The sequence below is a fragment of the Pseudoalteromonas sp. SCSIO 43201 genome, assembly GCF_023716725.1.
GTDB lineage: Bacteria > Pseudomonadota > Gammaproteobacteria > Enterobacterales > Alteromonadaceae > Pseudoalteromonas > Pseudoalteromonas peptidolytica.
Window position 1 is genome coordinate 1,195,337 of record NZ_CP072683.1, and the last position, 24,017, is coordinate 1,219,353.

General features: G+C 45.4%; 30 protein-coding genes. 28 read left to right on the forward strand and 2 right to left on the reverse strand.

Features of this window, described 5'->3' with window-relative positions; translation table 11 throughout:
- The first annotated feature begins 73 nt into the window (after positions 1–73).
- From J8Z24_RS05165 to J8Z24_RS05295, 28 genes are all read left to right on the forward strand, one after another.
- A complete protein-coding gene (locus J8Z24_RS05165) occupies positions 74–979 on the forward strand; it encodes a baseplate assembly protein (RefSeq protein ID WP_252095410.1) in 906 nt (301 codons plus the stop codon).
- Positions 976–1,656, forward strand: coding sequence for a phage tail protein I (locus J8Z24_RS05170; RefSeq protein WP_252095411.1), 681 nt, complete (start codon positions 976–978; stop codon positions 1,654–1,656). The genes J8Z24_RS05165 and J8Z24_RS05170 overlap by 4 nt, the downstream gene beginning before the upstream one ends.
- Positions 1,607–2,152: a phage tail protein gene (locus tag J8Z24_RS05175; RefSeq protein WP_161972759.1), complete on the forward strand. Its 546-nt coding sequence runs from the start codon at positions 1,607–1,609 to the stop codon at positions 2,150–2,152. Before J8Z24_RS05170 ends, J8Z24_RS05175 begins: the two co-directional genes overlap by 50 nt.
- Entirely contained in the window at positions 2,152–2,817 is a 666-nt protein-coding gene (locus J8Z24_RS05180) for a hyaluronate lyase N-terminal domain-containing protein (protein ID WP_125253380.1), read from the forward strand. Before J8Z24_RS05175 ends, J8Z24_RS05180 begins: the two co-directional genes overlap by 1 nt.
- Positions 2,817–3,257: a hyaluronate lyase N-terminal domain-containing protein gene (locus J8Z24_RS05185; RefSeq protein ID WP_252095412.1), complete on the forward strand. Its 441-nt coding sequence runs from the start codon at positions 2,817–2,819 to the stop codon at positions 3,255–3,257. Before J8Z24_RS05180 ends, J8Z24_RS05185 begins: the two co-directional genes overlap by 1 nt.
- Positions 3,248–4,219, forward strand: coding sequence for a hypothetical protein (locus J8Z24_RS05190; RefSeq protein ID WP_252095413.1), 972 nt, complete (start codon positions 3,248–3,250; stop codon positions 4,217–4,219). Before J8Z24_RS05185 ends, J8Z24_RS05190 begins: the two co-directional genes overlap by 10 nt.
- Positions 4,220–4,221: 2 nt before the next feature.
- A complete protein-coding gene (locus J8Z24_RS05195) occupies positions 4,222–4,740 on the forward strand; it encodes a hypothetical protein (protein WP_252095414.1) in 519 nt (172 codons plus the stop codon).
- Between the two features lie 162 nt (positions 4,741–4,902).
- Positions 4,903–5,787, forward strand: a complete 885-nt coding sequence (locus J8Z24_RS05200; RefSeq protein ID WP_252095415.1) for a baseplate assembly protein — start codon at positions 4,903–4,905, stop codon at positions 5,785–5,787.
- Positions 5,780–6,886 (forward strand): phage tail protein I, encoded by a 1,107-nt coding sequence (locus J8Z24_RS05205; protein ID WP_252095416.1) that lies wholly within the window; start codon positions 5,780–5,782, stop codon positions 6,884–6,886. Before J8Z24_RS05200 ends, J8Z24_RS05205 begins: the two co-directional genes overlap by 8 nt.
- The gene (locus J8Z24_RS05210) at positions 6,886–7,638 is read left to right on the forward strand and encodes a phage tail-collar fiber domain-containing protein (protein WP_252095417.1); all 753 of its coding nucleotides are present in this window, start codon (positions 6,886–6,888) and stop codon (positions 7,636–7,638) included. Before J8Z24_RS05205 ends, J8Z24_RS05210 begins: the two co-directional genes overlap by 1 nt.
- 9 nt (positions 7,639–7,647) lie before the next feature.
- The gene (locus tag J8Z24_RS05215) at positions 7,648–8,325 is read left to right on the forward strand and encodes a hypothetical protein (protein WP_252095418.1); all 678 of its coding nucleotides are present in this window, start codon (positions 7,648–7,650) and stop codon (positions 8,323–8,325) included.
- 2 nt (positions 8,326–8,327) lie between these two features.
- Entirely contained in the window at positions 8,328–8,543 is a 216-nt protein-coding gene (locus tag J8Z24_RS05220) for a tail fiber assembly protein (protein ID WP_252095419.1), read from the forward strand.
- Between the two features lie 74 nt (positions 8,544–8,617).
- A complete protein-coding gene (locus J8Z24_RS05225) occupies positions 8,618–9,196 on the forward strand; it encodes a hypothetical protein (RefSeq protein WP_252095420.1) in 579 nt (192 codons plus the stop codon).
- Positions 9,193–9,930 (forward strand): phage baseplate assembly protein V, encoded by a 738-nt coding sequence (locus J8Z24_RS05230; protein WP_125253370.1) that lies wholly within the window; start codon positions 9,193–9,195, stop codon positions 9,928–9,930. Before J8Z24_RS05225 ends, J8Z24_RS05230 begins: the two co-directional genes overlap by 4 nt.
- A gap of 6 nt (positions 9,931–9,936) precedes the next feature.
- Complete coding sequence (locus tag J8Z24_RS05235; protein ID WP_125253369.1) at positions 9,937–10,239, forward strand: PAAR domain-containing protein; 303 nt, start codon at positions 9,937–9,939, stop codon at positions 10,237–10,239.
- Positions 10,240–10,245: 6 nt separating this feature from the next.
- Complete coding sequence (locus tag J8Z24_RS05240) at positions 10,246–10,581, forward strand: GPW/gp25 family protein (protein ID WP_125253368.1); 336 nt, start codon at positions 10,246–10,248, stop codon at positions 10,579–10,581.
- A 135-nt stretch (positions 10,582–10,716) separates the two neighbouring features.
- Positions 10,717–11,880 (forward strand): phage tail sheath subtilisin-like domain-containing protein, encoded by a 1,164-nt coding sequence (locus J8Z24_RS05245; RefSeq protein WP_128732082.1) that lies wholly within the window; start codon positions 10,717–10,719, stop codon positions 11,878–11,880.
- Positions 11,880–12,389 carry a phage major tail tube protein gene (locus tag J8Z24_RS05250; RefSeq protein WP_010378397.1) on the forward strand — a complete coding sequence of 170 codons (510 nt, stop codon included), beginning with the start codon at positions 11,880–11,882 and terminating at the stop codon, positions 12,387–12,389. Before J8Z24_RS05245 ends, J8Z24_RS05250 begins: the two co-directional genes overlap by 1 nt.
- A gap of 3 nt (positions 12,390–12,392) precedes the next feature.
- Entirely contained in the window at positions 12,393–12,650 is a 258-nt protein-coding gene (locus J8Z24_RS05255) for a phage tail assembly protein (RefSeq protein ID WP_125253366.1), read from the forward strand.
- Between the two features lie 5 nt (positions 12,651–12,655).
- Positions 12,656–12,781, forward strand: coding sequence for a hypothetical protein (locus J8Z24_RS21830; protein ID WP_263972633.1), 126 nt, complete (start codon positions 12,656–12,658; stop codon positions 12,779–12,781).
- A gap of 133 nt (positions 12,782–12,914) precedes the next feature.
- Entirely contained in the window at positions 12,915–15,956 is a 3,042-nt protein-coding gene (locus J8Z24_RS05260) for a phage tail protein (RefSeq protein ID WP_252095421.1), read from the forward strand.
- A 16-nt stretch (positions 15,957–15,972) separates the two neighbouring features.
- Positions 15,973–16,404, forward strand: coding sequence for a phage tail protein (locus tag J8Z24_RS05265; protein ID WP_125253364.1), 432 nt, complete (start codon positions 15,973–15,975; stop codon positions 16,402–16,404).
- Between the two features lie 25 nt (positions 16,405–16,429).
- Entirely contained in the window at positions 16,430–16,645 is a 216-nt protein-coding gene (locus J8Z24_RS05270; protein ID WP_125253363.1) for a tail protein X, read from the forward strand.
- A 1-nt stretch (position 16,646) separates the two neighbouring features.
- Positions 16,647–17,663, forward strand: coding sequence for a phage late control D family protein (locus J8Z24_RS05275; protein ID WP_252095422.1), 1,017 nt, complete (start codon positions 16,647–16,649; stop codon positions 17,661–17,663).
- A 339-nt stretch (positions 17,664–18,002) separates the two neighbouring features.
- Positions 18,003–19,961 carry a LodA/GoxA family CTQ-dependent oxidase gene (locus tag J8Z24_RS05280; RefSeq protein WP_252095423.1) on the forward strand — a complete coding sequence of 653 codons (1,959 nt, stop codon included), beginning with the start codon at positions 18,003–18,005 and terminating at the stop codon, positions 19,959–19,961.
- Positions 19,962–19,967: 6 nt separating this feature from the next.
- On the forward strand, positions 19,968–21,044 hold the full coding sequence (locus tag J8Z24_RS05285; RefSeq protein ID WP_252095424.1) for an NAD(P)/FAD-dependent oxidoreductase: 1,077 nt from the start codon (positions 19,968–19,970) through the stop codon (positions 21,042–21,044).
- A 218-nt stretch (positions 21,045–21,262) separates the two neighbouring features.
- Positions 21,263–22,393 carry a PAS domain-containing protein gene (locus J8Z24_RS05290; protein ID WP_252095425.1) on the forward strand — a complete coding sequence of 377 codons (1,131 nt, stop codon included), beginning with the start codon at positions 21,263–21,265 and terminating at the stop codon, positions 22,391–22,393.
- A gap of 484 nt (positions 22,394–22,877) precedes the next feature.
- Positions 22,878–23,495: an HAD family hydrolase gene (locus J8Z24_RS05295; RefSeq protein WP_252095426.1), complete on the forward strand. Its 618-nt coding sequence runs from the start codon at positions 22,878–22,880 to the stop codon at positions 23,493–23,495.
- A 91-nt stretch (positions 23,496–23,586) separates the two neighbouring features.
- Here J8Z24_RS05295 and J8Z24_RS05300 read toward each other — a convergent pair whose 3' ends face one another.
- A complete protein-coding gene (locus tag J8Z24_RS05300) occupies positions 23,587–23,799 on the reverse strand; it encodes a hypothetical protein (RefSeq protein ID WP_128732767.1) in 213 nt (70 codons plus the stop codon).
- A 29-nt stretch (positions 23,800–23,828) separates the two neighbouring features.
- Positions 23,829–24,011: a hypothetical protein gene (locus tag J8Z24_RS05305; RefSeq protein ID WP_176033084.1), complete on the reverse strand. Its 183-nt coding sequence runs from the start codon at positions 24,009–24,011 to the stop codon at positions 23,829–23,831.
- Between the last annotated feature and the right edge of the window lie 6 nt (positions 24,012–24,017).

Consider the following 24,017-nt stretch of genomic DNA (forward strand, 5'->3'; position numbering starts at 1 on the left):
TCCAATCTCCAAGGCCCACAAGCAAGTGTTTGCTGTGGGTTTTTTTTATTTTTATATTTCACAAGAGGACGTTATGGCATCATCTAAGTTGATTGATTTATCTGCGCTTCCTCTGCCACAGTTGCTAGACAATCTAGAATATGAACATCTGGTGGAGCAGCTTAAAAGTACGCTCAGTGAGCAAAACCCGGATATTAGCGCGGTACTCAAACTTGAGTCGGAGCCACTTACACAATTGCTCAATACTTTTGCCTATCACAGCATGTTATTGCAAGGGCGGATCAACGATGCGGTTAAAGGTAATTTATTGGCAGCAGCGACGAGCACGGACCTTGACCATATCGCTGTACGGTATGGGGTAAGTCGTTTGCCACAAGAGCCGGATGATAGATTTAGAAGTCGTATTCAACAGTCTTTTCATAGTTTAAATACCGCAGGAACTGCAGAAAGCTATCGCTATCATGCACTCTCTGCTGACAGTCGTGTCAAAGATGTGCATGTTGCGAGTCCTTCGCCTTGTCATGTTGTGCTGACAATTTTAAGCCATGAATCGCCTAATGGCTTACCTTCAGATGGATTGCTAAACAAGCTTAAAGCAACGTTTGGACTGAAAGCGGATACAGTTGATACCGTATCTGATGTGCTTGCATTACAAAAAGTGCGGCCAATAGGTGACAGAGTTGAAATTAAACCAGTGACAGTGAAGCCCTATACTCTTCACGCTCAAGTGCAATTAGCCCCAGGACCCGGCAAAGCACAAGTTAAGGCACAAGTACTGGCCAAGTTGAGAGATTTTTTTGCACAAACGGGTGTAATGGGCAAAGCGATAAAACGATCAGCACTGTTTGCCACTTTATATAGTAGTGGTGTGGAAGATGTTGTACTCGCTGCACCGAGTGAGAATGTCACAGTAGAAGGTCATGAGATCCCTTGGTGTGAAAATGACATCGCAGGTGTGATATTTGAAGGTGACGTGTGAGTGAGAGTCAACTTTTGCACCGCGGTGCTGAGCTACTTGAGCAAATACAAGCCGCTCAATCCCCAATTTTTGAAGTACTGAATGACGCGGCAAGCTGCCTCGAGGCATTATGGCAACCAGATACTTGTCCAATTGAATTACTACCTTGGTTGGCGTGGAGTCAAAGTGTTACGCAGTGGAATGAACAGTGGCCAGAGCCTATAAAACGCCAGATCATTGCGCAAAGCTATGAGCAACATAAACACCTTGGGACGCGTTTTGCCATTATTAACGCATTAGCGCCTTTTGGCTATGACACCCGTATCACAGAATGGTTTGAGCAAGTACCGAAAGGCCCAGTAGGAACTATCGCGATAGATGTTGCGGTATCTGATAGAGGGCTTGATGAGTCGTTATATCAGCAGATCTTTCAAACTATTTCCGCGAATAAGCGCCATAGTATTCAGTTTGATTTATCGCTCAGTTTATTATCCACAGCAAAAATTCAGCTAGCGTCAGCCACGCTATTTGGTTCTTCTGTCACGGTGTACCCTTGTTATGCCAGCGAAATTGTAAGCGATGCCCAAGTGCGTCTTGTCGCAGCCAGTCAGTCTTGCAGTTATACCCATATTAACCCTCGGAGTAGTTATGCCCCAACCACAATACTGGACCATGCTGACACCAGCGGGTCGCGCTAAAATAGCCAATGCCATTGGCACAGGCGTTAAAATCAACTTAGTCAAATTTGCTGTGGGCGATGGCAATATTTTACCTGATTCAGAACATCTCACGAGTGAGCGATTTAGAGGACTGATCAATAGCTCCAAAACGTTAGATAACAATCCCGCGATGCTTGAGGTTGTCGGTATTGTGCCTGCTACAGAGGGTGGGTTTTATGTTCGTGAAGCGGCTTTTTACACCGAAGACGACCAAGCATTTGCCATTGTTAAATACCCTGAAACGTATAAGCCAAATATTGAAGATAATGCCAGTGCCGAGCTTGGCATAAAAGCGGTAATTGACGTGGTGCAGTCAGAGATGGTTAATTTAAAAGTTGATCCCTCTATGGTGTATGCCACACAAAACTATGTAAATAGTGAAATTAATAAATTTGTAGGCTTGCTATCGCTTGATGGTGGCGCGTTTTCCGATTCATACCCTAATGTTCCCTCGTTAGACGGAGGCAGTATTTAATGTCGAACAAAATTCAATTTAGGCGCGGGCCTGCAGCAAACCGCACCAATGTTACGCCGAGTAATGGTGAACCAATATGGTTGACCGACAGCAAAAAATTATTTATTGGTGATGGCACCACCCCAGGCGGCGTAGATATTTTTACCACTCTTGGCAGTGCCATTCATCGTGATGCAGGCAGTGGTGCCAACCATGTTCTGTTGCTAGACAGTGCCGGTAAAATTCCTGAAAATGTGCTTCCGAGTCTTGCCATCGGTGAGCCATTTGAGGTCGCTAGCCAATCTGCTATGTTGGCGCTGCATGCGCAGCCCGGCGACTTGGCAATTCGCACTGATGAGAACAAGTCTTATATTCTTAAGTCGACGCCTGCAAATGTCTTGGCAAACTGGGTGCTGCTGCGCACACCAACAGATAATGTATTATCTGTAAATGGTAAAACAGGCGCTGTAACGGTTAACAAAGCAGATGTTGGCCTAAACCAAGTTGATAATTTATCGAAATCGCAGTTGTTTACCTCGCCGATGTTCACCGGTACGCCAAAATCCCCCACACGAGCACGCTCAGATAATAGCACCAATATTGCCACCACCGCGTGGGTGCGAGACTGGGTTAATTCATTAGGTCTTGCGGTTGAAGGCGGTGATATTGACGGGGGGGTATTTTAATGGGGCGACGGATCCAATTTAGAAGAGGCCCAGAAGCAACACGATTACAGACTGTACTTGGTAACGGCGAACCGGGGTTTTCAACAGATACAAAGCAGCTTTATGTCGGTGATGGCGAAACACTGGGCGGCGTACCAGTGTTGATGTCTAAGTTTATTGAGGTAGCCGCTCCAAGTGTTGCCGCTTGTGGTGCTCGTCATTTATTTCAAGCGGTAACTACACTGCAATTACCGGATGAAGCACAAAATGGTACAACCTTAAGCGTCATGTTAAGTCCCCATGCCGGGGCGACTCAAGAGTTACCGGCTCGGGTGTTGGCACCTGTGTCTAAAACGATTTCAGACGATGAAGGAAATGCAGATACTGAATATCACATGACAATATCAGGGATTGAAAGAATATTTATTTTTATTGATGGAGGATGGCAGATATGGCGTTAACTGATTGGGGTAATACTTCAGATTTGAATCAGGGAGGGTTTAAAGATGGTGTATTTCAAGGTAGTCAATCGCAGTTGTTACCATGGCCGGAGAGAACCAGACCAGACTTTGCTCCAAGCTTATTTTTTAGAGGAAGGGCAGTAATACCCAACCCCTACGACGAAGCGAAAGGTTATGTCCTGATTTCTTTTGATAGAATTGACTATTATAACTCTGATGGAACCATAAAGTGGACCGTTTCAAGGTATGACATTTATAATCAGAGTTTTATGTTTGGGAATGAGAGTAAGAATCATATAATTCACACCATTAACGGCATACCTCACCTTATTGGTTATAGCTACTGTGATGATGGAAAGTGCTTCTATTCAATCAACTTAGAAAGCGCTGATGTTATCAGAGGTCCTTGGCTGGACTCACATAGTATACGTTTAGGTATATTAGATGATGGTAGGTTGTTCTCAGTTACTGGTGTTGCTCCTGATGTTTATACTTGTTTTATAGTCGACGAACTTACACTTACCAAGACAGTTGAAATTGAAGGGTGTGGTTATATTAATCGCTTAAGAGTCAGAAGAGCGAGTAATCAGCCTACTTATCGTGCGTTCGACGGTATCTCGCTACTTGGTGGAAATGTAACTTTGCTAGACAATTCGACAGGAGAGTTTGATTTTGACCAAACGAGCTATTGCTTTTTGTTCTTCGGGATTAATGCAAATTGTGACTTTTCTAAATCAAGTGACAAAGCGTTAATAAGAACAGCTCATCACCACGCCATCAATACATTCAATCACATTGTTCAAATATCTAGAGACTTATTTGCTTGTATGGGATCAATGCCATCGGTACACCTATCAGAAGGGCAAACCAATACACTGTTTTTTACCCGAAAGGAGTTAGAAGACTGGGCGTCAGATGTGATTTACTCAGCTCATGATATTAGAATACCTAAGCAGGCATAATAATGAGAATTCTACTTAAAATTAACTCAGGATTAATTGCCCCTCAATTGCCAGATGAACTGACGTTATTTAAAGAGCAAGAGGTGGTGTTAATAGAGGAAGAACTGTATTTTTTTGCTAAATATGTTGGTGAAAAGTCTCTTGCCAGTGACTACGATGTCGCTGACTTTATTACGCAAAGAAGCGAAACCAATCGCTTAAAAAAAGTGGTTATTGAAAATGTCTCCAATCAACTTGATGGTTACACAAACAACAGCAATGAATTTACCGTTCCGCAACAATCAAACGATGTAATAGCCACAGGGCAACTGGCAATAGACGACTGTAAATTTAAAGTACCATTTAAGCGTATCGATACTGGCCGCATTCAGTTAATGCCTGCACAAGTAAAAGATGGTCAATTTTTAATACCGCTTAGATTTGAAACAAACGGTATTTGGATAGTGGATCAAGCGTTGATTAACGCTGATTTGCCAAAGCCGGTGTTTGAACTAGAAGAGTATCGTTTCTCAGTGCTCTAAAAGCTGCGTATTTTCTAAAGCGGTCATAATTGACCTGTTTTACTCCCTAAAAATCAGTAAAATACACCTATGCTTGAGAAAGTTAACAAGCAAATAAGCTTCCAACCTCCAAGGCCCACAAGCAAGTTATTGCGGTGGGTTTTTTTATAAAAGGAGTTGACCATGGCATTTGAGCAATTGGACCTATCGCAGTTGCCTGTCCCAAAAGTAATCAAGGAATTAGACTTTGAGCAGCGCTTAACAGCATTAAAGCAAGCGTTAGTCGCGCAAGATGAGGCATTACACCCTGTGCTTGCACTTGAGAGTGAACCACTCACTAAATTGCTTGAGCTTATGGCGTATCGTGAGCTAGAGCAGCAGAGCATGCTAAACGACGCGGTTAACGCCAATTTACTTGCCAGTGCGTCAGGGAGTGATTTAGATGCAATCGCTGCAAGGTTTAATGTTGCAAGGCTTGGGAATGAGGATGATGAGCGTTTAAGAGCGAGAACGCAATTAGCGTTTGATGGACTCAATACCGCAGGGAGTGCGGCCTCTTATCGCTTTCATGCTTTGTCGGTGAGTAATGAGATTTGCGATGTGCAAGTTCATAGTCCGAGGCCATGTGAAATAGAGCTAACCGCCTTGAGTCGCATTGGAAAAGGTACACTAAGCGCGGAGCTGCTAAGTAAATTACACGACGCCTTTACTCCTGAATCGTCAACTCAGCCTGAAGTCTCTAAAGTGAGGCCGCTTGGCGATAGAGTCACTATCAAACAACCACAGATATTGACATTTAACATTGCAGCGGAACTTGAAGTTTTACCTGGCCCGTCGCCTGAGGTGATTGTGGACAGTGCCTCAGCCGCGCTCGAAACTTACTTAACAGAAAGGCGTCAGTTTGGTCGACAGATCACGCGAGCGGGCATTAGCAACGCTTTGTTTTTGTCCGGTGTCGAGAACATCAGGTTGGAGTCGCCAAGTGAAGACATTATACCTCTCAATATTGAGGTGGCGTATTGTGATCAAATGGATTTGTGGGTAAAGGTGAGGGGGCAGGATGACTAAGCTTTTACCTCATAATGCGTCAACGCTTGAGCAGTGGTTAGCAGCGCTGCAAGCCAAGCCTCGAACTATTCGAGCGGGGTTATTAGCGACCTTAAAAATTGATCAGCGCAGCGATGATGAACTCGTTGAAATTGCGTGTTACCTCTCGCTGAGAGAGGTCAGTTGCCTGGATGTACGCAGCGCACTTAAGCGCTTATCAAGTAATAAGCTGCTGCCAATTATTTATTCTCAGGTGTTTTTCCCAAGAGATGCACTTGAGCGCCTAGCCACAAGTATTGGATTAAGTGGGCTCTCCCTAAAGGATGATGAAGCACGGACTCAATTGCGTGATGCCTGTGTACTGAACGATACACGGCTGCTGTTGACGAGTCTTTGGCAACCGGAACTTTGCCCTGAGGCTTTATTGCCATTTTTGGCGTGGAACTACTCTGTGGATGAGTGGGATGAAAGCTGGTCTTTGCAGGTGAAACGCCAAGTGGTGGCTGACGCATTTACAGTACATCAGTATAAAGGCACACCGTTTGCGCTGCAAAAGGCGCTAGACAGTTTAAACATTGAAACTGAAATCAAAGAGTGGTGGGAAACCCACCAGACCCCGGGAACGGTACAGATCTGGGCGCTCATTAATCAAAATTTGGACGACCGACAACAGGGACTGTTGACCCCCCAAATGCTTAAACGCATTCGCCGTGTGGTAAATGCAGTCAAGCGCGGCGCTATCCATGTTGATTTACAGCTTGGGATTTCGCTTAAAGAGCAAATAGGAGTTTCCGCACTTGGTAATACCCCTCTGGGGCTAAGCAATACCAAGGTATTGGGCTTGGGAGTTAAGCCCGCTCAAGGTGTAGCGGGATTGGCGGCATGTGGTCATTGTAATCAGTATGGCTATCAAGCATTACAGGTTGCTGGTGGTGGTATTTTACCTGATGAAAGCAAGGCAAGAGTAGCAGTTGCGGCTGGCGCTTTACAGTTGAATGCGCATGAACATGATTGCCAGGGAAAAGGAATAAAGCCTGATCAAATGACGCAAGGAGTCGCGCTGGGCAGTGCTATGCAACGACTTCATTATCAACATTATCAATTACAAGGAGCGACGTAATGTCAGCACTAACGCTTCAATTTACCCACGCTGGACTGGATGCGCTCTTAAGTGCCCAGGCGCGTGGTTTTAAAGGGCAAATTAGTCACATGGCATTTGGTGACGCGGCGTACACGGCATCGCAAAATCAAACCGAGCTGCGCAGCCTAAAAGAGCGCGTTGCGATTGCCGACAGCGATTATCAAGATGGTGAAAGCACAAGCCTTAAAATTGCAGGCAAGTTTGACGCCCCACTGGAATATGCCATTAGAGAAATCGGTGTGTATTTAGATAGCGGTGAAGTGGATGCAAGTGGTGAACCTGAGCTTATTTTGCTTGGGGTTTATTCAAAAGCCAACACCACCTTAGGCTATCGTACACCTGACGTTAAAGTGTTGCAGTGGCTGACACTCAGCCTTGCTCAGTTACCCAGTGAAAGTATCGAAGTTAAATTGAGTGTCGATAACTTAAACCTTATCGTCGACAAAGAGCTCGCTGAGATGACGCTCACCCAGCTCGATACCATGCACCGGCAAATTAAGCAGGAACTACGTTTGCAGCAACAAGCTTGTGAGCTGAGTGAGCTTAGGCAATTACTCTCAAATGAAATTACACGTTTAGATACAACACACACGACGCGACTAGACGATAGGGTTGAAGCTATTCATGGTGTCTTTAACGGTGAGCTCGCCAATGTAACTCGAGTGCAACTAGATACGATGAACCGCCAAACCAATCAAGAAATCAGATTAACCACTCTTGAGCATCAATAAGGAAACACTATGTCAAATGACAATTTAACCATGACGGAGCGCCTGAGTCAGGTTGCCACACGTGCCAATGCACTGTGTCAAACTGTTGAAGATCAGGTTGGGATTATTCAAAGTACTTTATCGGAAGCAGTGACAGATGTTAAAAGCCAAACTTCTCAAGCTATTAACACGGCACAGACGCAGTTTTCAGAGTTTAGAGAGAACGCTGATGATAGGTTTAGTAAACGTCTAGAAGGCGATTCATCAAAAGAAATTATTGACCTCAAACACCTAGATGAAAATACATTTTATGCTCTGAGCTTTCACCACCCAAAGATGCTTGATGTGCGCTTGGAAAGGTACGTTAATTTAGATGGAAGGGGTAAGGGATTACTCGAGTTTCAGGTTCAGCTTCAAAATTGGTCTAATGGTGGAGACTTTCATTTCGCAATCCAAAAGGCACATGCATACTCTTCACATCCGTTTGTTGCAAAAGTGTTAGGCGTATCTACACCCTACACATCCTCTATCTGGCTGCGAGGCGGTTTTTCATACGTACTATATACGTCTGGTCATTACTCGAAGCGCGATATTATTGAATCGAGCACACAAGTTGTTGAAAAAATAGGTGACACTGAATATAACTTACCACCAGTCACTGAAGTGCATAGTAGTGTTGTTCCGAACAGATATATACGAGGTAACTAATTATGGAAAATGAACTATTTATACAAAAGCAGTGGGCTGAAGTGAGAAATATACGTCACAGACTGCTAGTCGAAACAGATTGGACACAAGTATCAGATGCTCCACTAAATGAAGCTAAAAGAGCTGAATTTAATGCGTACCGAGCGGCATTACGAGATTTACCTCAAAGTTTTGAGTCTCCAGAACAAGTAGTTTGGCCGACAAAACCAGAGCTTTAAAGTTTCAATCCCTTCGGGCGTTTCGTCCATCTTCGGCTGTTCATCTAGCCAATTTATAATTTGAGAGCACAACTATGCATCGACAAACCTTGATAGCTAAGGTGTTGACGTGTCTGAGTGATGGCTTGTCTGAGCTTGCAACAGTAAATTTACTAAAAGCAAGCCAGCAGCAACCTGACTTAACAGAGCGTGCACAGCTTACCCTTATCCCAATCGCTGAACGACAAGCCAGTGAATTGCAAGCAAAAGGCGCCGATAAAGGCGTCACCTATGGGCCTGCGTCCAATAAAAACCTGAGCCCAAATGCACTCGACAGAAGGGTGTTGACCTTGCAGCTCGAACTGGCGTTAGAAGAGGCTGATCCTATCGCCCTTGTCACGCGATTAGATAATGTGGTCAGTGCCGCTGAAGCTGCAATTATAAAGGACGAAACGCCCACCCCTTGGCAACATTGTATTTTTGAAAACGTCAGTATTGATTACAGTGACCAAGTCAGTTCTATGCTCGCCAAGGCGACGTTGGTTTGGCAATTTTATTATCAAGTTCACTATCCTGAAGAGCCGGGAGTGGAAATCACAGAGGTTTACCTTGGCCCTCGCGGTGGTGAACATCGTTTGATCGCCAAAGTACCAGCAACTGAGGTGGCAACATGATTGTAAATCAACACTTTTCTGACCTAGCAATGTCTGATCTACAGCAACGAGTCAACAAATTAATTAGCTTAGGTACGGTACATGAGGTCGATTATGAAACGGCGACTGCAAAAGTCAAAATGGGTGATTGGATCACCGCTAAGCTACCTTGGTTAACAGCACAGGCTGCTCAAGACATGACATGGCAAGCGCCAGAGGTTGGGGAGCAAGTGGTGGTGCTAGCACCATACGGAGATACTGCACAGGGGGTGATCCTTGGTAGTTTATATTCCAATGCTGCGCCTCATCATCACCAAAAGCATGTACTGGACGGCGGGGAAGCGTATGGGGCAATAGCGGATAAAGAAGCGGTTAGTCGTACTAAATATAAAGATGGTGCGATGGTGGAATATGATCGTGAGCAGCATATTTATCACTTATACGTGCCCAATACTAGCGGCAATGATGTGGCGCAAATTAAGGTGCACTCAGCACGCAATGTACATATTGAATGTGGCAAAGATGCCACTGTTATTGTTGGAAATGACGCCAATATACAAGTTGCAAATAACTTAACCGCCAATGTTGGTAATAACGCGGTAGTAAATGCAGACAACAATATTAATGTGGCCGCAGCCAATGCGCTATCGCTTGAGGGAAGCACCATTAGCATGCGCTCAACCTCGGGCAATATCGAGGTTGCAGCCAGCGCCACGTTAAAACTTAACGGCGCCAATATTAGTGCGCAGGAGTAAGGAGTTATGCCAGTCATCGCAGTGGATGGCGACATCACGAATGTTCACGCGCAATTTGTACCGGGGACGGCCAGTGCGACGCAGTCGAGTTTTACCGCAGCGGGCAAACCGATATTACGTGTTGGCGACCCAATTAGCACCCATGTTTTTGCACCAGACCCACGAGTAAAACATGCAGGTGCGACTATCAGCGCTGGTGCTGGCAGCTTTACTATTGCGGGTAAAGCCGTCGCCAGAATAGGCGATGCCACCAGTTGTGGCGGCAAGCTTGCAACGGCTGGTGTGGCGTCATTTACCGTAGGAGGGTAACTCAACATGATAGGAATGAACGCCAAAACTGGTAAAGCACTCGGTGGCGTTGAGCATCTAAAACAAAGTATCAGGGATATCGTCACCACACCGCTTGGTAGTCGTGTGATGCGACGCGACTACGGCTGCGGTTTGTACGAACTTGTCGATAGACCTTTTTCGCACACTTTGGTGGGAGACATTACCATGACCATAGCCGAAGCACTTGAAAAGTGGGAGCCACGTTTTCAACTTGATGGTGTTGCGGTACATCCAGCAGGAGAGGGCAAACTGTCCATCGAAATTAAAGGACTGTACTTAATCAACGGGGAGCCTGTCACCATTGAGGGTATCCAAATCTAAGTTATTTTTTATCCACCTTATCCGTTAGGGATAAGGTCAACAAACTCTAATTTATATGAAGTTATTAGGGCCATACAAGGCAGCTTGTATGGCCTTTTTTATTCTCTAACTGACATGTCTTTAAAGGAGATAACTATGTCAAAATTTCTACACGGTGTAGAAGTCATTGAGGCGCAATCCGGCACGCGTCCAATCAAAACAGTAAAAAGCTCAGTAATTGGTGTAATTGGTACAGCGCCAAGTGCAGATCCTGATAAGTTTCCGCTTAATACTCCAGTGTTGGTTGCTGGCAAACGTGCTGAAGCAGCACCGCTTGGTAACGAAGGAACACTACCTGCGGCAATGGACGGTATTTTTGACCAAGCTGGTGCAGTCGTGGTTGTAGTGCGTGTTGACGGTGCTGATGAAGCGGCAATCATGTCAAACATGGTTGGCGGTGTGGCAGCAGACGGTTCTTATGAGGGTGTGCAAGCTTTCTTAGGTGCGGAGTCAGTACTTGGCGTAACACCACGTATTCTTGTGGCGCCAGGTTATGCACATCAGCGCCCTGAAGGTAATCGCAACCCGGTTGTTACAGAGCTTGTAAATGTGGCTGAGCGCCTTCGTGCGGTTATTATCGCAGATGGCCCAAACACCAATGATGAAGATGCAAAAGCATATCGTGCAGATTTTGGTTCGCGCCGTGTTTATGTTGTTGACCCTCATGTCAAAGTATTCCGCGATGGTAAAACAGAAGTTGAACCGGCAAGTGCTCGTGTTGCGGGCATGATTGCCAAATCGGACAACGACCGAGGTTTTTGGTGGAGCCCAAGTAACACCAATATGAACGGTATTGTGGCAACTGCACGTCCTATCGACTTCCAGCTGGGCGATGCCAACGCACGTGCGAATATGCTAAACGAAAAAGAAGTGTCGACCATTATTCGTCAAAACGGCTTTAAGCTTTGGGGTAACCGTACTTGTTCTGACGACCCGAAATGGGCATTCCTATCAGTGGTACGTACCGCAGATATGATCAACGACTCACTACTGCGTGCGCACATGTGGGCGGTTGACCGTAATATCACCAAGACTTACATCGAAGATGTTACCCAAAGTGTGCAGTCTTACCTGGATAGCCTAAAAGCACAAGGTGCAATTTTGGGCGGTCAAATTTGGGCTGACGAAGAGCTAAACACTCCAGCAAATATTCAAGCAGGTAAAGTGTACTTTAGCTTTGATTTCACGCCGCCAACACCAGCTGAGCACATCACCTTCAAGAGCATTCTAACTAACAACTACCTAGAGGAAATCGTATAATGGCAATCTCTCCAAAAATTCTTAAAAAGTTCAAGCTGTTTGTAGACGGTAAAGGCTATCTAGGTATCGCTGATGAAATTCAGCTACCAAAAGTCACGGTAAAAACTCGCGAAGTGACATCAGGTTTCCAAGCGCCAGTTGAGTTAGATGTAGGCCAACTTGAAAAGCTAGAAGGTACTATTACGCTACTTGAATATAACGCTGACATGATGAAGCTACTTGGCGATTGGAGCGGTGCAACAACGCCATTAACGGCTCGTGGCGCAATCCAAGCACAAGGCGAAGCGCCTGTTCCTGTAGTGGTAACGCTTGAAGGCTTCTTCAAAGAAGTGGATATGGGCAGCTGGAAAGATGGCGAAGAAGCCAAGCTAACTCTGCAATATGCAATTCAGAAGTACAAACTACAAATCGGTCAAGATGTGATTTATGAAATTGACCTATACAACGACGTTCGTACCGTTAACGGTAAGGATCAAATGGCAGCACTTCGCGCAGCAATCGGAGCTTAATCCATGAAAGAAATCATTACCTTAGCATTCCCAATTACGGTCGATGGGCATGAATATGCAGAATTGACAATGAGACGACCAAAAGTACGCGATCGGTTAATGGTGGATAAAGCGGATATCAGCGAGTCTGAAAGCGAAATTCGTTATTTCTCGCACTTGTGCGAAGTTTCTCCTGACATTATCGAAGAACTTGATTGGAGTGATTTTGTTAAGTTGCGAGAAACGCTACAAGCTTTTCTCGTGTCCCGCCAAAGCGCTTAAAAGCGATGGTCATTGCCCTTGCCAAGTACACCGGCTGGGGCTTGGCCGAGCTGAACGCGCTGACAGAAGATGAACTCATTGAATGGTTCGAAGCAGCGCTTGATCATAAACAAGCGACAGAAGCGGGCTAAACCGATGACCGCAATCGCCCCTTAACCCTTTAAGGGGCGTATTTCCATATTTTTAGACGCTTTAGCTTAGGCTACTTACTCAGCAGCCTAAGCTAAAGCGTTTCATTTTTCTTTATTTTCCTCAGGTAACGCCATGACAAAAAAAGGTAAACAGGCTCGTTCGCGCGAGGCGAACAAAGTCAAAAATAAGTTGCCACAGGTAACTTCTCTTGCAAACCAAGTGGCACAGTTAGGCAGCATAGTTGCCAAACTAAATGCAAATTCAGCCACAGCAACCAGTGAACAAGTTCAACAGTTAATCACGATTATGACCCAGCTAAATGCCAGTGCGGTGTTGCATCCTGAGGCGTCATTTTCTCTCCCTGAATTTCAAATACCTAAAAGCCAAACCGGCGCAAGCGCAGGCGAAAGCTCTCAACTGGTAGAGCAAGTCGACCAAGTGATGTTGGCACTGCCTGATTCACTTAAGCATGCAATAGATGGTTTGTCTGACAAAGTGTCAGGGCTTGATTTTAGCCGTGCGGCGCAAACCGTAGATGTTGAGCTAGAGGCGTTGGCGCAGCAAGTGCCATCGATTTTTAATGGTATTTCTGTCGCCTCTGCTGTGGATGTAGTAGAGCAAGCTGCAAAGCAAGTCCAGGGAGCCGCCGAGCCACAGCAGCAGTTTTGTGTGGATGTTGAGTCATTAAGTCAAGCTTTGCCGGCATTGATGACAAATTTAGATGTTTCCGCATTGCCAACTCAGCTGCTTGAAACCGGCAAGACCTTGAGTGATATACAGTTCACTGAGGTGCTTAAAGGCGACCTTAGCTCACTAACAGCTGCGGCACCAACCCTATTAACTCAGTTTGGTTTCGATGAGGCTGCAAATGTAGTGACCCAGTTTGCCCCGGCGATGGAGCAGCTTGATCTCAAGGGTATCGTACAAGGTGACTTACAAAGTTTACAACAAGCATTACCTAGTTTACTTGATGCGGTTGATTTAGGTGCGCTAAACCAGACATTAGCTCAACAAATCCCAGCCTTGTCACAGCTAGATTTAGCGGGGCTTGCCCAAGGTGAGTTGGGATCGCTTGTTACCACTTTACCTAATTTGCTGGATGCAGCTGGAATGGAAGGGGCTGCGGATACGCTGTCAGCGGCATTACCTGCACTACAACAGCTGGATTTGGGGGCGATAGCAGAGGGTGATGTACAATCATTACTGCAAAATGGCCCCGCATTGCTAGACGCATTTGATATGCAAGGTGCCTCACAGGCGCTTGGTGCGGCACTGCCAATCGCTGAAAAACTCGATTTCAAAGGGTTAATGAGTGGCGAGCTTGGCAGTTTGGTTGATGCTGCACCTGAAGTACTTCGGGCGTTTGAGCTTGGAGATGCCGCAGACAAGTTACAAGCCGCAGTACCTGGTTTAAAACAGCTGAACTTAAAGCAAATAGCCAGCGGCGATGTGTCGAGTTTGATGGCTGCGGGTCCATCATTGCTCAAAGCGTTTGAGCTAGATGGCGCCGCAGGTGTACTGGAAAACGCATTACCAGCATTAGAAAAGCTTGATGTGGATGCGATTTTAGGTGGCGATATTCAGTCCTTAGTGAGTGCTGGGCCTCAGTTACTAAACGCATTTGGTTTGCAAGATGCCGCGAGTGTGTTGGAGCAGCACGCAGATTTGCTCTCCAATATTGATATAAAAGGTGTACTCAAAGGAGATTTATCTTCATTAACTAAAAGCCTACCAGATTTATTTGGTGAGTTTGGTTTTGAAGGAATGGCAGATGACTTGTCGGAGTCGTTCTCTGAACTTGAAACCGATATAAAAGATAACCAGCCTAAAGCAAAAAAAGGTCGCAAAAAACGCGGTAAAAAGCGCAAAAACAAAACCAACCATTCAGGTAGCACTGCTAAACCACCGCAGCAGGCAAGCAAGGGTAAAGGCAATAAGCCTTTTCTTCGTTTGCTCGACGGGGGCAAAGCACCAAGTGCAACAGCACAGCTAAATGCCGATGCGGAGCAACCAAAAAAAGCAAAAGGAAAAGCTAAAAAAATCAAAACTATGGCAGCTGCAAATGATCCCAGTGTACAAAAGTTGGGGCGTTTTTCAGCAGTCAAAAACGGTAAACTTAGCAGCGTATTTAAAGGCTCCAAGCGACTGCTAGGGCGCGTGGCAGCTCCTTTGAGTGTGGCTTTAGGCGCATTTGATGCGATGACGGCGCTCACCGATCCTGCCCTTAGCGCAAAAGAAAAAACCACCCAAGTGAGTGCTGCTGCAGGTGGTGCTGGTGGCGCACTAGCTGGCGCGGCTGCTGGTGCGGCGCTTGGCTCGGTAGTACCAGTGGTTGGCACTGCTATTGGCGGGTTAGTGGGAGGTGCACTTGGAGCAATGGGTGGCGAGTCAATCGGTGGGTGGCTTGGAGATAAACTGGGTGGTTTATTTTCAAGTGAGGCACAACCTGACGAAACGACATCTACATCGGTTGGTAGCGATCACAGTCGCCCACAAGCTGTGGCTCAGCCAGCTACACCTAATGCAGGCTCGGCCGCTAGCGAGGCGCTCGATTTTGTTAAGAGCAATGTTATTAACGAGCTGAACTTAGCAACGGGTACCGCTGCGGTATTGGCGTCCCAGCATGGAGTCGCCAACACTAAAGTGCATCGGGTGAGTAAAGCTGGTGACATGGTAGGCAGAGCGCTTAACGCACATACCGTGTGGGAGACAATGAATAATGACACCCTTTCACTACAGCAAAAGTCAGGCGTAATTGGTAGCACCTTAGGTGGTATGTTTTCAGCTGATGCTGTAACTGGGGCGATGTCAAAAAGTAAAAACCCGTATGTGAAAATGGCAGCACCTATGGCGGGGTATCTTACCAATAACTTAGTTGGATCTGCGATTAAAGGGTGGTTTACAGATGAAAAGTCTAAAACGGTTGCTGCTGATGCGATACTCGATCCAAACAGCTTAAGTACGCAGCCCACCAGCGGTGACAGTGCGGCCAACAGTACCTTACAACCAACCAGACATGGCGGCTCTGTTACTGTGAATGCAAACATCACCGTGAATGCAAAAGAAGCTCAGCAGGCGCAAGAAATCGCACAACAAGTGAAACGCATCTTAGAGCAACAGCAACAACAAGCTGAGCAGGCGCTCAGTGCGCGCTATTACAACCATGTAGCATAAACAAAAAGAGGGCTAAATGAGCAAGGTAAATCATGCTAAACATATGATGCAGCTAGGAAAGTATAAATTTTCAGTCAGTACGGCGGCATTTGATAAGCTCCAATATGAGTCTACATATCGTTGGGAAACTCATGATTCGCAAACTGACAAAGATTCGCCTCCAATGCAGTTCATCGGTGTTGGCGAGCAAGGACTCACGATAGAAGGCGTAATATTTCCACAAATAGTAGACAACGGCCTAAAGCAATTAGACATGATGCGAGACGAGGCGGCCAAAGGGGAGCCAATGACCCTTGGATATGTAGAAGAAAGTGGTAAGTCGAGTCCCAGTGTTGGTCGAGTTATGGGAAAGTGGGTGATCACGCGGATAGCGGAAACTCGTACTCTGTTTTTTAACGATGGGATCCCACGAGAAATACAATTTACGATGGAGCTTAGCCGCTATTAGCGGCAATTTGCCCTAAGGAGTGAACATGAACAAAGGTGTGACCTATATTACTCGAGATGGAGATTGTCTCGATTTAATCTGCTTTAAACACTACGGGCGCAGCAGCGGTATGGTGGAAAAAGTGTTAGAAGCAAATCATGGACTGGCTGAGCTTGGCCCGCTCTATCCTGAACAGGTCAGTATTTTTTTACCCGAGATTGCAAAACCTGCGGCATCTAAAGTGATTAATATCTGGGACTAATATGAACCTACAGCCACACTATTCAATTAAAGCCAATGGGAGTGAAGTCGCAAACACACTCAAAAACCGCTTAGTTGAAGTAAGCGTCACGACTCGAACAGGGCTGGCAAGTGATACCTGCTACGTACGCTTTGACAACTTAGCTGAAGCTCCCATTGCGCTCCCGTCCCCGAGCGACAAGCTAGAAATTGCGATGGGGTATAAAGAAGGGACGAAAGATCAAAGTGCACCATCGACTAAGTTAGGAATTTTTGAAGTGGGAGCTTATGAGCTGACCGGGCCAAACCGCTCTTTGACCCTTTTCGGCAATAAAGTCCTGTGGGATAAAGACTTTAAGGCGCTCAAGGTTCGCTCGTGGCCTAAAAATGGTAAAGATGAACCGGTATTACTGGATAAACTCATTAAAGAGATAGCTGCAGAATATGGTCTTCAAGCAAAGATTGGAGATAGTTTTCAAGGACTAGAAATTCCTCACATTGAGCAAAGTGAAAGTGACATGCAGCTGCTGAGTAAACTGGCAGTACAGTTTGATGCCATTATGAAAATTGCAGACGACAAGCTCATTTTTATGGCAAAAGGTACCGGGAAGTCGCTCTCAGGCAAAGCCCTACCCAGTGCAACTATTGGTAAAAAGCAGCTCACCGCTTGGAAGCTCAACGCTAATCACCATAAGTTGATAAAGTCGGTTGATGCTTACTTTTATGACCAAGCATTAGCACAGAAAAAGCAAGTGAGTGCGGGCAGCGGCACACCAAAAACAGCGCTGACCTATGTGCACCACACACAAGCACAGGCGCAAGCGGCTGCTGATGCGATGCTAAGCAGGCTCGCCCGAGCGCACCGAGTGGTCGCGCTTAGCGTTGTTGGTGATCCTGCCTTGGTTGCTGGAGGTGTGATCACCATTAAGGAAGTTGATGACAGCCTTGATGGTGATTGGTTTATTAGTGAGGTTAAACACGTTATCAATCATGCAGGTTTTGCCAGTCACTTGACTTGTGAAGCCCTTATACCAATTTGAGCAAGTACAAAGACAAATAAATATTAAAAAGGTATGCCACGTGGTTTGAATCTTAGTTGGTATGCCTCCTTTCTCCCTATGTCCCGAATAGGGTGTTTTTATATCAGGCGAAGTAGTTATACCGTGTTGAGTGTTTTTTTAGCAAATCGGTAGCAATTGTCCGATGTACGTAAAGTGCAAGATATAATCCTTTCTCCATGTGGGCCATCCTTATTTTGAGGCTCTGGCCTCTTTCCTCTTATGACATAAGCTGTAATTCGCTGTAATGGTATCTGGTATCAATTACTTCTACACTCAGTAATGCTTTTTGATTTAACAACTGCAAAAAAGGATTACAACATGTCACACCACTGCAATCAAAATCCCATTGTGTCGGCAGCTATCTATCCGCCTATTGGCGTGATGCGTGTCGGAAACAGTCCTGATGAGTTTTTCATTGGCCCTGAAGTTGATACTTTAATCCCGCGAGATACTCAATATTATCGCGACCGCACCGGTGCATTAAAACGTCAAGCGGCACGTTTTCGCATTTATGGTTTGGATGCAGAGGGAAATGTCGTCAAAGAGTTAGTCTCTGATGAGCAAACATCAATCACTTGGCGTGCACGCCTTGCAAATCAAAAAGCCTCTTGGTACGAATTTCAGTTAGCATTAGACATTCCTGAAGCAGCAGAAGCAGATCCTAGTTTACTGCGCAATTTAAACGTGAAAGACCGTAACGCGTTGCTGATCGACGGTGGTGAATGTCATATAAGTGGTACAAGCTCTGGTTGTGGCTGTAGTCGTTTTGAAGGCCGTTTTCAGGGTAAAAAAGTATATCTTGGCGAAATGCGCACGGATGAACAGGGCAGGTTGATAATGCTCGGTGGTCATGGTGTTTCCGAAAACCCACAAGGTCACGAAGCGGTTACTTTTGGTAATAACGAAGGTTGGTACGACGATACCTCAGACGGCCCGGTGATGGCATCTGTTGAATATCAAGGCCAGTGTTTAGCAGTAAAACCTGCATGGGTAATTTGTGCGCCACCGGATTATGCTCCGATGCAAAAGTCACCTCGTACGATGTGGGACTTAATGCGTCAAGTGGCTGTTGATGCCGATATGTTGCCTGCGCCTTCAGGAAAACCCTCTTTCAGCAAAGATATTCTGCCAATTTTTCAACGTATGACAAACCTACAGTGGGTTAATGCCGGTTTTGCCGCTGGGTTTGGTTGGCATAGCCCATTTGATTTTACGTCAAAGGAATGGATAAGCCGACTGAATGATAACTCTGACACGTGGAGAGAAGCGAGACGCAACTTATTTAACAATTTCAGGCAAGTCGAAAAAGTTGAAAAAATAACATCTGAGGGTAAAAAGAATGTGTGGGATCCACAATTTGCAGCCTCTGCACCGCAGCTGTGGCCGTGGTTATATGGCGATGCAATGAGTGTTGATGCCGATGATTCTCCAAGACAGTTTGTAACGTTGACAGATATTCAGTTGCACATGCTACAGCAGTGGTCGAACGGCGACTTTGAGTCTGATTATGATCCCAAGTACCAGCCTCCCGTGTATCTAGATGATGTTCCGCTGGCGCAACAGCCTGATATGTTAACCAAAGCCGCGATGGAGTTTTGCCTCGCAGATGCTTTTCATCCAGGGTGTGAAATGACATGGCCGATGCGTACAGCAGGATTGTATAGTGAAGCATTTCGCCTTAACCATGCACAAAACACCGCGCCGACTCATGGCACAAATTATGGTGTAGAAATGACACCTGCAATAGCATTACATTCGAGCGGCCCGATATTAACAGGACAAGTTGCAGGAGGGATAACACGGTGGATGGCCATACCTTGGCAAACGGATACAGCTAGCTGTCGAGATGGTTACAATGCTGCATATGACCCATATTTGCCGACCTTTTGGCCAGCGCGTGTACCAAATAATGTATTAACCGAGCAAAACTACCATACCGTGATTGATGAGTGTTTGTCACCAGAAGTACGTCAGGCTGCTTTTAATGACCGAGCGCTTTGGTTAGATGACTTACCTATCCCGCCGGATACAAAACCAAAAGAATTGTATCAGGCTCAGATAAACAGCATGGTCTCGAATTTTGCAGACTTAACAGTCGTATTGCCGAAAAGCGAGCCAGGTGTAACAGGTTTTCCAACGACCATGCAAGTTGGGATCGCGCCGCACACGTCAGCTCCGCAAACAGAGAAGTTGATGACCAGTGGGCATGGCAAACAGGGGGTACGTCCAGACTTATCACAAACTGACAAAGCCCATCGTCGTAGTCGCAAGCGCTAGTTGAATATGACGAAAAGGAAGTCAGACATTGTTATTGTGGGAGCCGGTATTGCTGGGTGCATTCTAGCATTAGCACTGCACCCACATTACCATGTTGTCGTAATTGATAAGCAGGCACAGGCACAAGAAAAGGTAGGTGAGTGCCTACCTCCAGCCGCATCTAGGGTGCTCAGAAAACTGCATTTATCGCACTTGCTACAAAGCCCTGAACATACAACCAGTCATGGCATGGTTTCTTTTTGGGGCAGCGACTATCCAACGATAGTGGATAACGTCAAAAATCCAGATGGTCTTGGCTGGCATATTCATCGGCAACACTTTGAACAGCAACTCAGAGATGAGTTGGCACGCCGTGGTATTTCGTTGTTATCTTCGGCTAAAGTAGCAGGGATAACCAAAGCGGATATGGACTGGCAGGTACAGGTTACCAGTCAAAAAAGTCAGAGTGAATTGACGACCCAGCTTTTGATTGATGCAACCGGACGAAGTTGCCATATTGCTAGGCAGCTGGGTGCCAAATTAGTGTTAAGCGACAAGCAAATGGCGCTTTGGCTGACGGCACCAGTGGCTACCTCAAAACAGCTTGCGGTGATCAGTGATGAAACACACGGCTGGTGGTATAGTGCACCAAGTGCCGCGTATCTATCACAAAATACGGGCATGCAGACACGAGTGTTTTCGTGGCAAGCACCTGCCGAAATCATAAAACGCAGCGGCATAGCTGATGTAGATGGATTTTTGACAAGAGCACGTCAGGTGAAAGGGTTTAGTACTTTGGTTGATTTAGTTAATCGTCAAGGTGCTAGGCTGCATCCTATGGTGAGTGCTAACTCTGCACGATTGGAGCGTTGTGCCGCTGACGGTTGGTTTGCAGTCGGTGATGCTGGTATGAGCTTTGACCCGCTTTCGTCGCAGGGAATGCTGCATGCTATGAATAGCAGTATTCAGTTAGCAGAAATTCTCGTCGCTCATGGACTGAGATCAACACGTGCTACTGAGCTTTATCAGTCACAAATGGATAGAGTATGGGCCAGATACCTAGAACATCGACAATATTTTTACCACGGTACAACACTAGCCTGAGTGCTGAACCCACGCAATAGAAATAAATGGCTTTGCCCTAGTCGTCGGTCGTTATCTTGCTTTTAGTGTCAGATTTACTCCTTCAAATTGAGCAAGTATTAAATCAAATTGGTATCAAATTAATGTTGTAAGTTGGGCGTCAATAAATTAGCACAGTTGTGGATTTGAGCTAATGTTAAATGAGGTTCGGTTAATCGGCTTTGGTCTTTGGGTGTACTATGCCTATCCAGCAAGAAAATGTCGAAGAGACACTCTTTTTTAGTCAGCTTTTGAAGCAAACGTCCGCAATTGAATTACTTAAACAAGTATTGATGCACTCCCATCATGCGGTGGTTATCACTGATGCTGATCGCAATAATGGCTATCGCATTGTTTATGCAAATAAAAAGTTTTGTACTCACACAGGGTATGAATTAGCTGAGCTGGTTGGTAACTCGCCTGCTATTTTGCAAGGCCCGAAGAGTAATAAGCGTGTTATTGCCAGGCTCAGTGCGGCATTAGAGCGTGATGGCTTTTTCTATGGTTCTTCTATTAATTATCGTAAAGATGGCAGCATGTATCCTGTAGAGTGGAACATATCTGCGGTGCGCAATGAACAAGGTGTTGCGACTCATTACATATCAATGCAAAAAGACCTAACCAACCTGCGACGACTCGCGGAGCAAATTCAAGAATCAACCACAGTATTTAAGCGTTTTTACTTTAATGCGACCCACAATCAAGCATTTGTAGGACCAGAAGCTCGCCGTTTTCGCAGCAAAGGTAAATCAACACCAGATGCTATAGAGTTATTCGATGAAACACTAGCTGAGCTTAAAAAAAATGAAAAGCTTCTCAATGGTAACCTGCGCTCTGAAGCGGCCGAGGAACTATTTGAAGATGCGTTTTTTGACATGGGGCCAGATGATCTAGGTGCTTTTTCTAGCAAACAGCAAAAGGGCCCTGAGTCAGCGGAAGGCTTTTGGCTAGAATGTCCAATTGAAGAAGATGACGTTGCTTGTTTACTCGAAGCTGTGGATGAGGTGGATGCGGAAGTTGGCTTGATACAGGCGAATGGTTATTCGCAGCAACGTATTGAGCTGATCATCAAACTGTATAAGGAGCTGGCTAACAGTTTATACTTTTGTGTTGAGTTTAATGATGGAGCATTAATTATCGATGAGGTTGCAGTATGTTTGACGCAACACTTGAGTGACAGCGATATTCCAGTTGAAATGTTAGTGATGTTCAATAAAGATTTGTTTGTGTGGATAAAAGAAGTATTTGACGCCAAGCAGTGCGATAATATTTATAATGGTGAAACCAACACGATTGCTGCGGGTCGGCAATTGATTGCGATGTTAAATTAATTTTAGCGTGCGTGAGCGACTAGCGCTTATACTGCTTGTTGGCAGGACACCTGCAGCTTTTTACTTATCCAACGTGAACCTCTAAGTGACATAAATGCCACATGTAAACTCCAGCATGGCGTTTGTATTGCCTTACTCATGATAAGCACTGAAGTGAGCTTGGCCTCCTAAAATCAAAGTATTCCTAACCTGTTTTATCAGTAATGTACTATAAATACATGGCACTGTTTTACGTCATCGCAGTTAAACGAATTGGTCGTGCATCAGCATAAAAACTGTGCATAATAATACCAAATTTAACGTAATACCAACTTTCTTAATTAAGAGGTCTATTTTGAGGCGAGAAAATCTTGTCGATAACTAGGCAAAAATTTTGCTATTTAGTTGTTCTAAATGAGAAATTTTTAACGCTGTTAGCGTCAGATTTACTCCTTCAAATTGAGCAAGTATTAAGTCAAATTGGTATAATTAATGAGGTTCAAGGATGGCTATTTGTCGTATTAAGCACGTAATTTTTGATGTGGGTAATGTCTTTGTTAGGTGGTCGCCTGAGGAGATTGTACGCCTTACTTTTGGCAGTGAATGTGATGTTGTCGGGTTATCTAAACAGTTGTTCCATAGTGAGACTTGGTTTGCGATTAACCGAGGGGAGCTGAGCGAAGCACAGACGAAGCAAGCCTTTATACAGCACTGCAAATTAACCTCAGAGCAAGCGGAGGAGTTGTTCTTTTATATCAAAGAATCACTGATCCCGCTGTATGGCACGCTTTCCTTAATGCAGCGCCTAAAAGCGGCTGGCTATAGTGCTTATGCCCTAACAGACAACGTACATGAAATTGTAAGCCACTTAAAAGCACGTCATACTTTCTGGCAACACTTTGACGGTGAAATTATTTCTGCTGAACTTGGCTGCATGAAGCCTGGCAAAGCTATTTTTACTCATTTACTGGAGCGCTATCAACTCGCTGCGGGTGATTGTGTGTTCCTCGATGATGTCCTGGCGAACGTTGAAGGTGCAAAGCAGGTTGGTTTACACGGCATTCAATTTTTTAACGCAGCGCAAGCTGAACGCCAGCTGCGTGAGTTGGGGCTAACATTTTAACCAGCGTTGACCTTTAAAGTAAGCCCCAGCGCGAGCGAAATAACCTGAGGTTTGGATGAGAAGTAAATTAACTTATTATCCGAAACTTAGGTTAGTCACACATATATTGGCGATTAGTGAAAGCGCAATTGCGACCACCGTAGCAAGATACAGCACCCGTGTGACAATCCTGACGATTAGTCGGTACACAGTCTAAATCGCTCAAACGGTTAGCTCCGCCACCAATTTGCGCAGTTGCTTGCGGTGCTATAGCTTGAGTATTGTTCAAGTTTTTAAGTGGTCTTTTATTCAGCTTAATTTTCATAGTTATCTCCTTTGAGTTGTAAAAGAGTATTAACAGCGAAGTGAACCACAGTTATAGCAAGAGCCAAATGCTTTGCTGTTACATAAATCGGTTATTTCTCTGTCACACCCCGCGGTAATATAACCACCTGCGATATTTGGAGTTTGGGCTTTTTCCAAAGTTGTTGTGCGGTTGAGTTGTTTTATATTTCTTTTTGCTAGTGTTAATTTCATCTTATT

What these genes read in the sequence shown, in the direction of transcription:
- J8Z24_RS05165 (WP_252095410.1), top strand. Translation starts at nt 74, where the DNA reads ATGGCATCATCTAAGTTGATTGATTTATCTGCGCTTCCTCTGCCACAG.
- J8Z24_RS05175 (WP_161972759.1), top strand. Translation starts at nt 1,607, where the DNA reads ATGCCCCAACCACAATACTGGACCATGCTGACACCAGCGGGTCGCGCT.
- J8Z24_RS05180 (WP_125253380.1), top strand. Translation starts at nt 2,152, where the DNA reads ATGTCGAACAAAATTCAATTTAGGCGCGGGCCTGCAGCAAACCGCACC.
- J8Z24_RS05185 (WP_252095412.1), top strand. Translation starts at nt 2,817, where the DNA reads ATGGGGCGACGGATCCAATTTAGAAGAGGCCCAGAAGCAACACGATTA.
- J8Z24_RS05190 (WP_252095413.1), top strand. Translation starts at nt 3,248, where the DNA reads ATGGCGTTAACTGATTGGGGTAATACTTCAGATTTGAATCAGGGAGGG.
- J8Z24_RS05195 (WP_252095414.1), top strand. Translation starts at nt 4,222, where the DNA reads ATGAGAATTCTACTTAAAATTAACTCAGGATTAATTGCCCCTCAATTG.
- J8Z24_RS05200 (WP_252095415.1), top strand. Translation starts at nt 4,903, where the DNA reads ATGGCATTTGAGCAATTGGACCTATCGCAGTTGCCTGTCCCAAAAGTA.
- J8Z24_RS05205 (WP_252095416.1), top strand. Translation starts at nt 5,780, where the DNA reads ATGACTAAGCTTTTACCTCATAATGCGTCAACGCTTGAGCAGTGGTTA.
- J8Z24_RS05210 (WP_252095417.1), top strand. Translation starts at nt 6,886, where the DNA reads ATGTCAGCACTAACGCTTCAATTTACCCACGCTGGACTGGATGCGCTC.
- J8Z24_RS05215 (WP_252095418.1), top strand. Translation starts at nt 7,648, where the DNA reads ATGTCAAATGACAATTTAACCATGACGGAGCGCCTGAGTCAGGTTGCC.
- J8Z24_RS05220 (WP_252095419.1), top strand. Translation starts at nt 8,328, where the DNA reads ATGGAAAATGAACTATTTATACAAAAGCAGTGGGCTGAAGTGAGAAAT.
- J8Z24_RS05225 (WP_252095420.1), top strand. Translation starts at nt 8,618, where the DNA reads ATGCATCGACAAACCTTGATAGCTAAGGTGTTGACGTGTCTGAGTGAT.
- J8Z24_RS05230 (WP_125253370.1), top strand. Translation starts at nt 9,193, where the DNA reads ATGATTGTAAATCAACACTTTTCTGACCTAGCAATGTCTGATCTACAG.
- J8Z24_RS05235 (WP_125253369.1), top strand. Translation starts at nt 9,937, where the DNA reads ATGCCAGTCATCGCAGTGGATGGCGACATCACGAATGTTCACGCGCAA.
- J8Z24_RS05240 (WP_125253368.1), top strand. Translation starts at nt 10,246, where the DNA reads ATGATAGGAATGAACGCCAAAACTGGTAAAGCACTCGGTGGCGTTGAG.
- J8Z24_RS05245 (WP_128732082.1), top strand. Translation starts at nt 10,717, where the DNA reads ATGTCAAAATTTCTACACGGTGTAGAAGTCATTGAGGCGCAATCCGGC.
- J8Z24_RS05250 (WP_010378397.1), top strand. Translation starts at nt 11,880, where the DNA reads ATGGCAATCTCTCCAAAAATTCTTAAAAAGTTCAAGCTGTTTGTAGAC.
- J8Z24_RS05255 (WP_125253366.1), top strand. Translation starts at nt 12,393, where the DNA reads ATGAAAGAAATCATTACCTTAGCATTCCCAATTACGGTCGATGGGCAT.
- J8Z24_RS21830 (WP_263972633.1), top strand. Translation starts at nt 12,656, where the DNA reads ATGGTCATTGCCCTTGCCAAGTACACCGGCTGGGGCTTGGCCGAGCTG.
- J8Z24_RS05260 (WP_252095421.1), top strand. Translation starts at nt 12,915, where the DNA reads ATGACAAAAAAAGGTAAACAGGCTCGTTCGCGCGAGGCGAACAAAGTC.
- J8Z24_RS05265 (WP_125253364.1), top strand. Translation starts at nt 15,973, where the DNA reads ATGAGCAAGGTAAATCATGCTAAACATATGATGCAGCTAGGAAAGTAT.
- J8Z24_RS05270 (WP_125253363.1), top strand. Translation starts at nt 16,430, where the DNA reads ATGAACAAAGGTGTGACCTATATTACTCGAGATGGAGATTGTCTCGAT.
- J8Z24_RS05275 (WP_252095422.1), top strand. Translation starts at nt 16,647, where the DNA reads ATGAACCTACAGCCACACTATTCAATTAAAGCCAATGGGAGTGAAGTC.
- J8Z24_RS05280 (WP_252095423.1), top strand. Translation starts at nt 18,003, where the DNA reads ATGTCACACCACTGCAATCAAAATCCCATTGTGTCGGCAGCTATCTAT.
- J8Z24_RS05285 (WP_252095424.1), top strand. Translation starts at nt 19,968, where the DNA reads ATGACGAAAAGGAAGTCAGACATTGTTATTGTGGGAGCCGGTATTGCT.
- J8Z24_RS05290 (WP_252095425.1), top strand. Translation starts at nt 21,263, where the DNA reads ATGCCTATCCAGCAAGAAAATGTCGAAGAGACACTCTTTTTTAGTCAG.
- J8Z24_RS05295 (WP_252095426.1), top strand. Translation starts at nt 22,878, where the DNA reads ATGGCTATTTGTCGTATTAAGCACGTAATTTTTGATGTGGGTAATGTC.
- J8Z24_RS05300 (WP_128732767.1), bottom strand. Translation starts at nt 23,799, where the DNA reads ATGAAAATTAAGCTGAATAAAAGACCACTTAAAAACTTGAACAATACT.
- J8Z24_RS05305 (WP_176033084.1), bottom strand. Translation starts at nt 24,011, where the DNA reads ATGAAATTAACACTAGCAAAAAGAAATATAAAACAACTCAACCGCACA.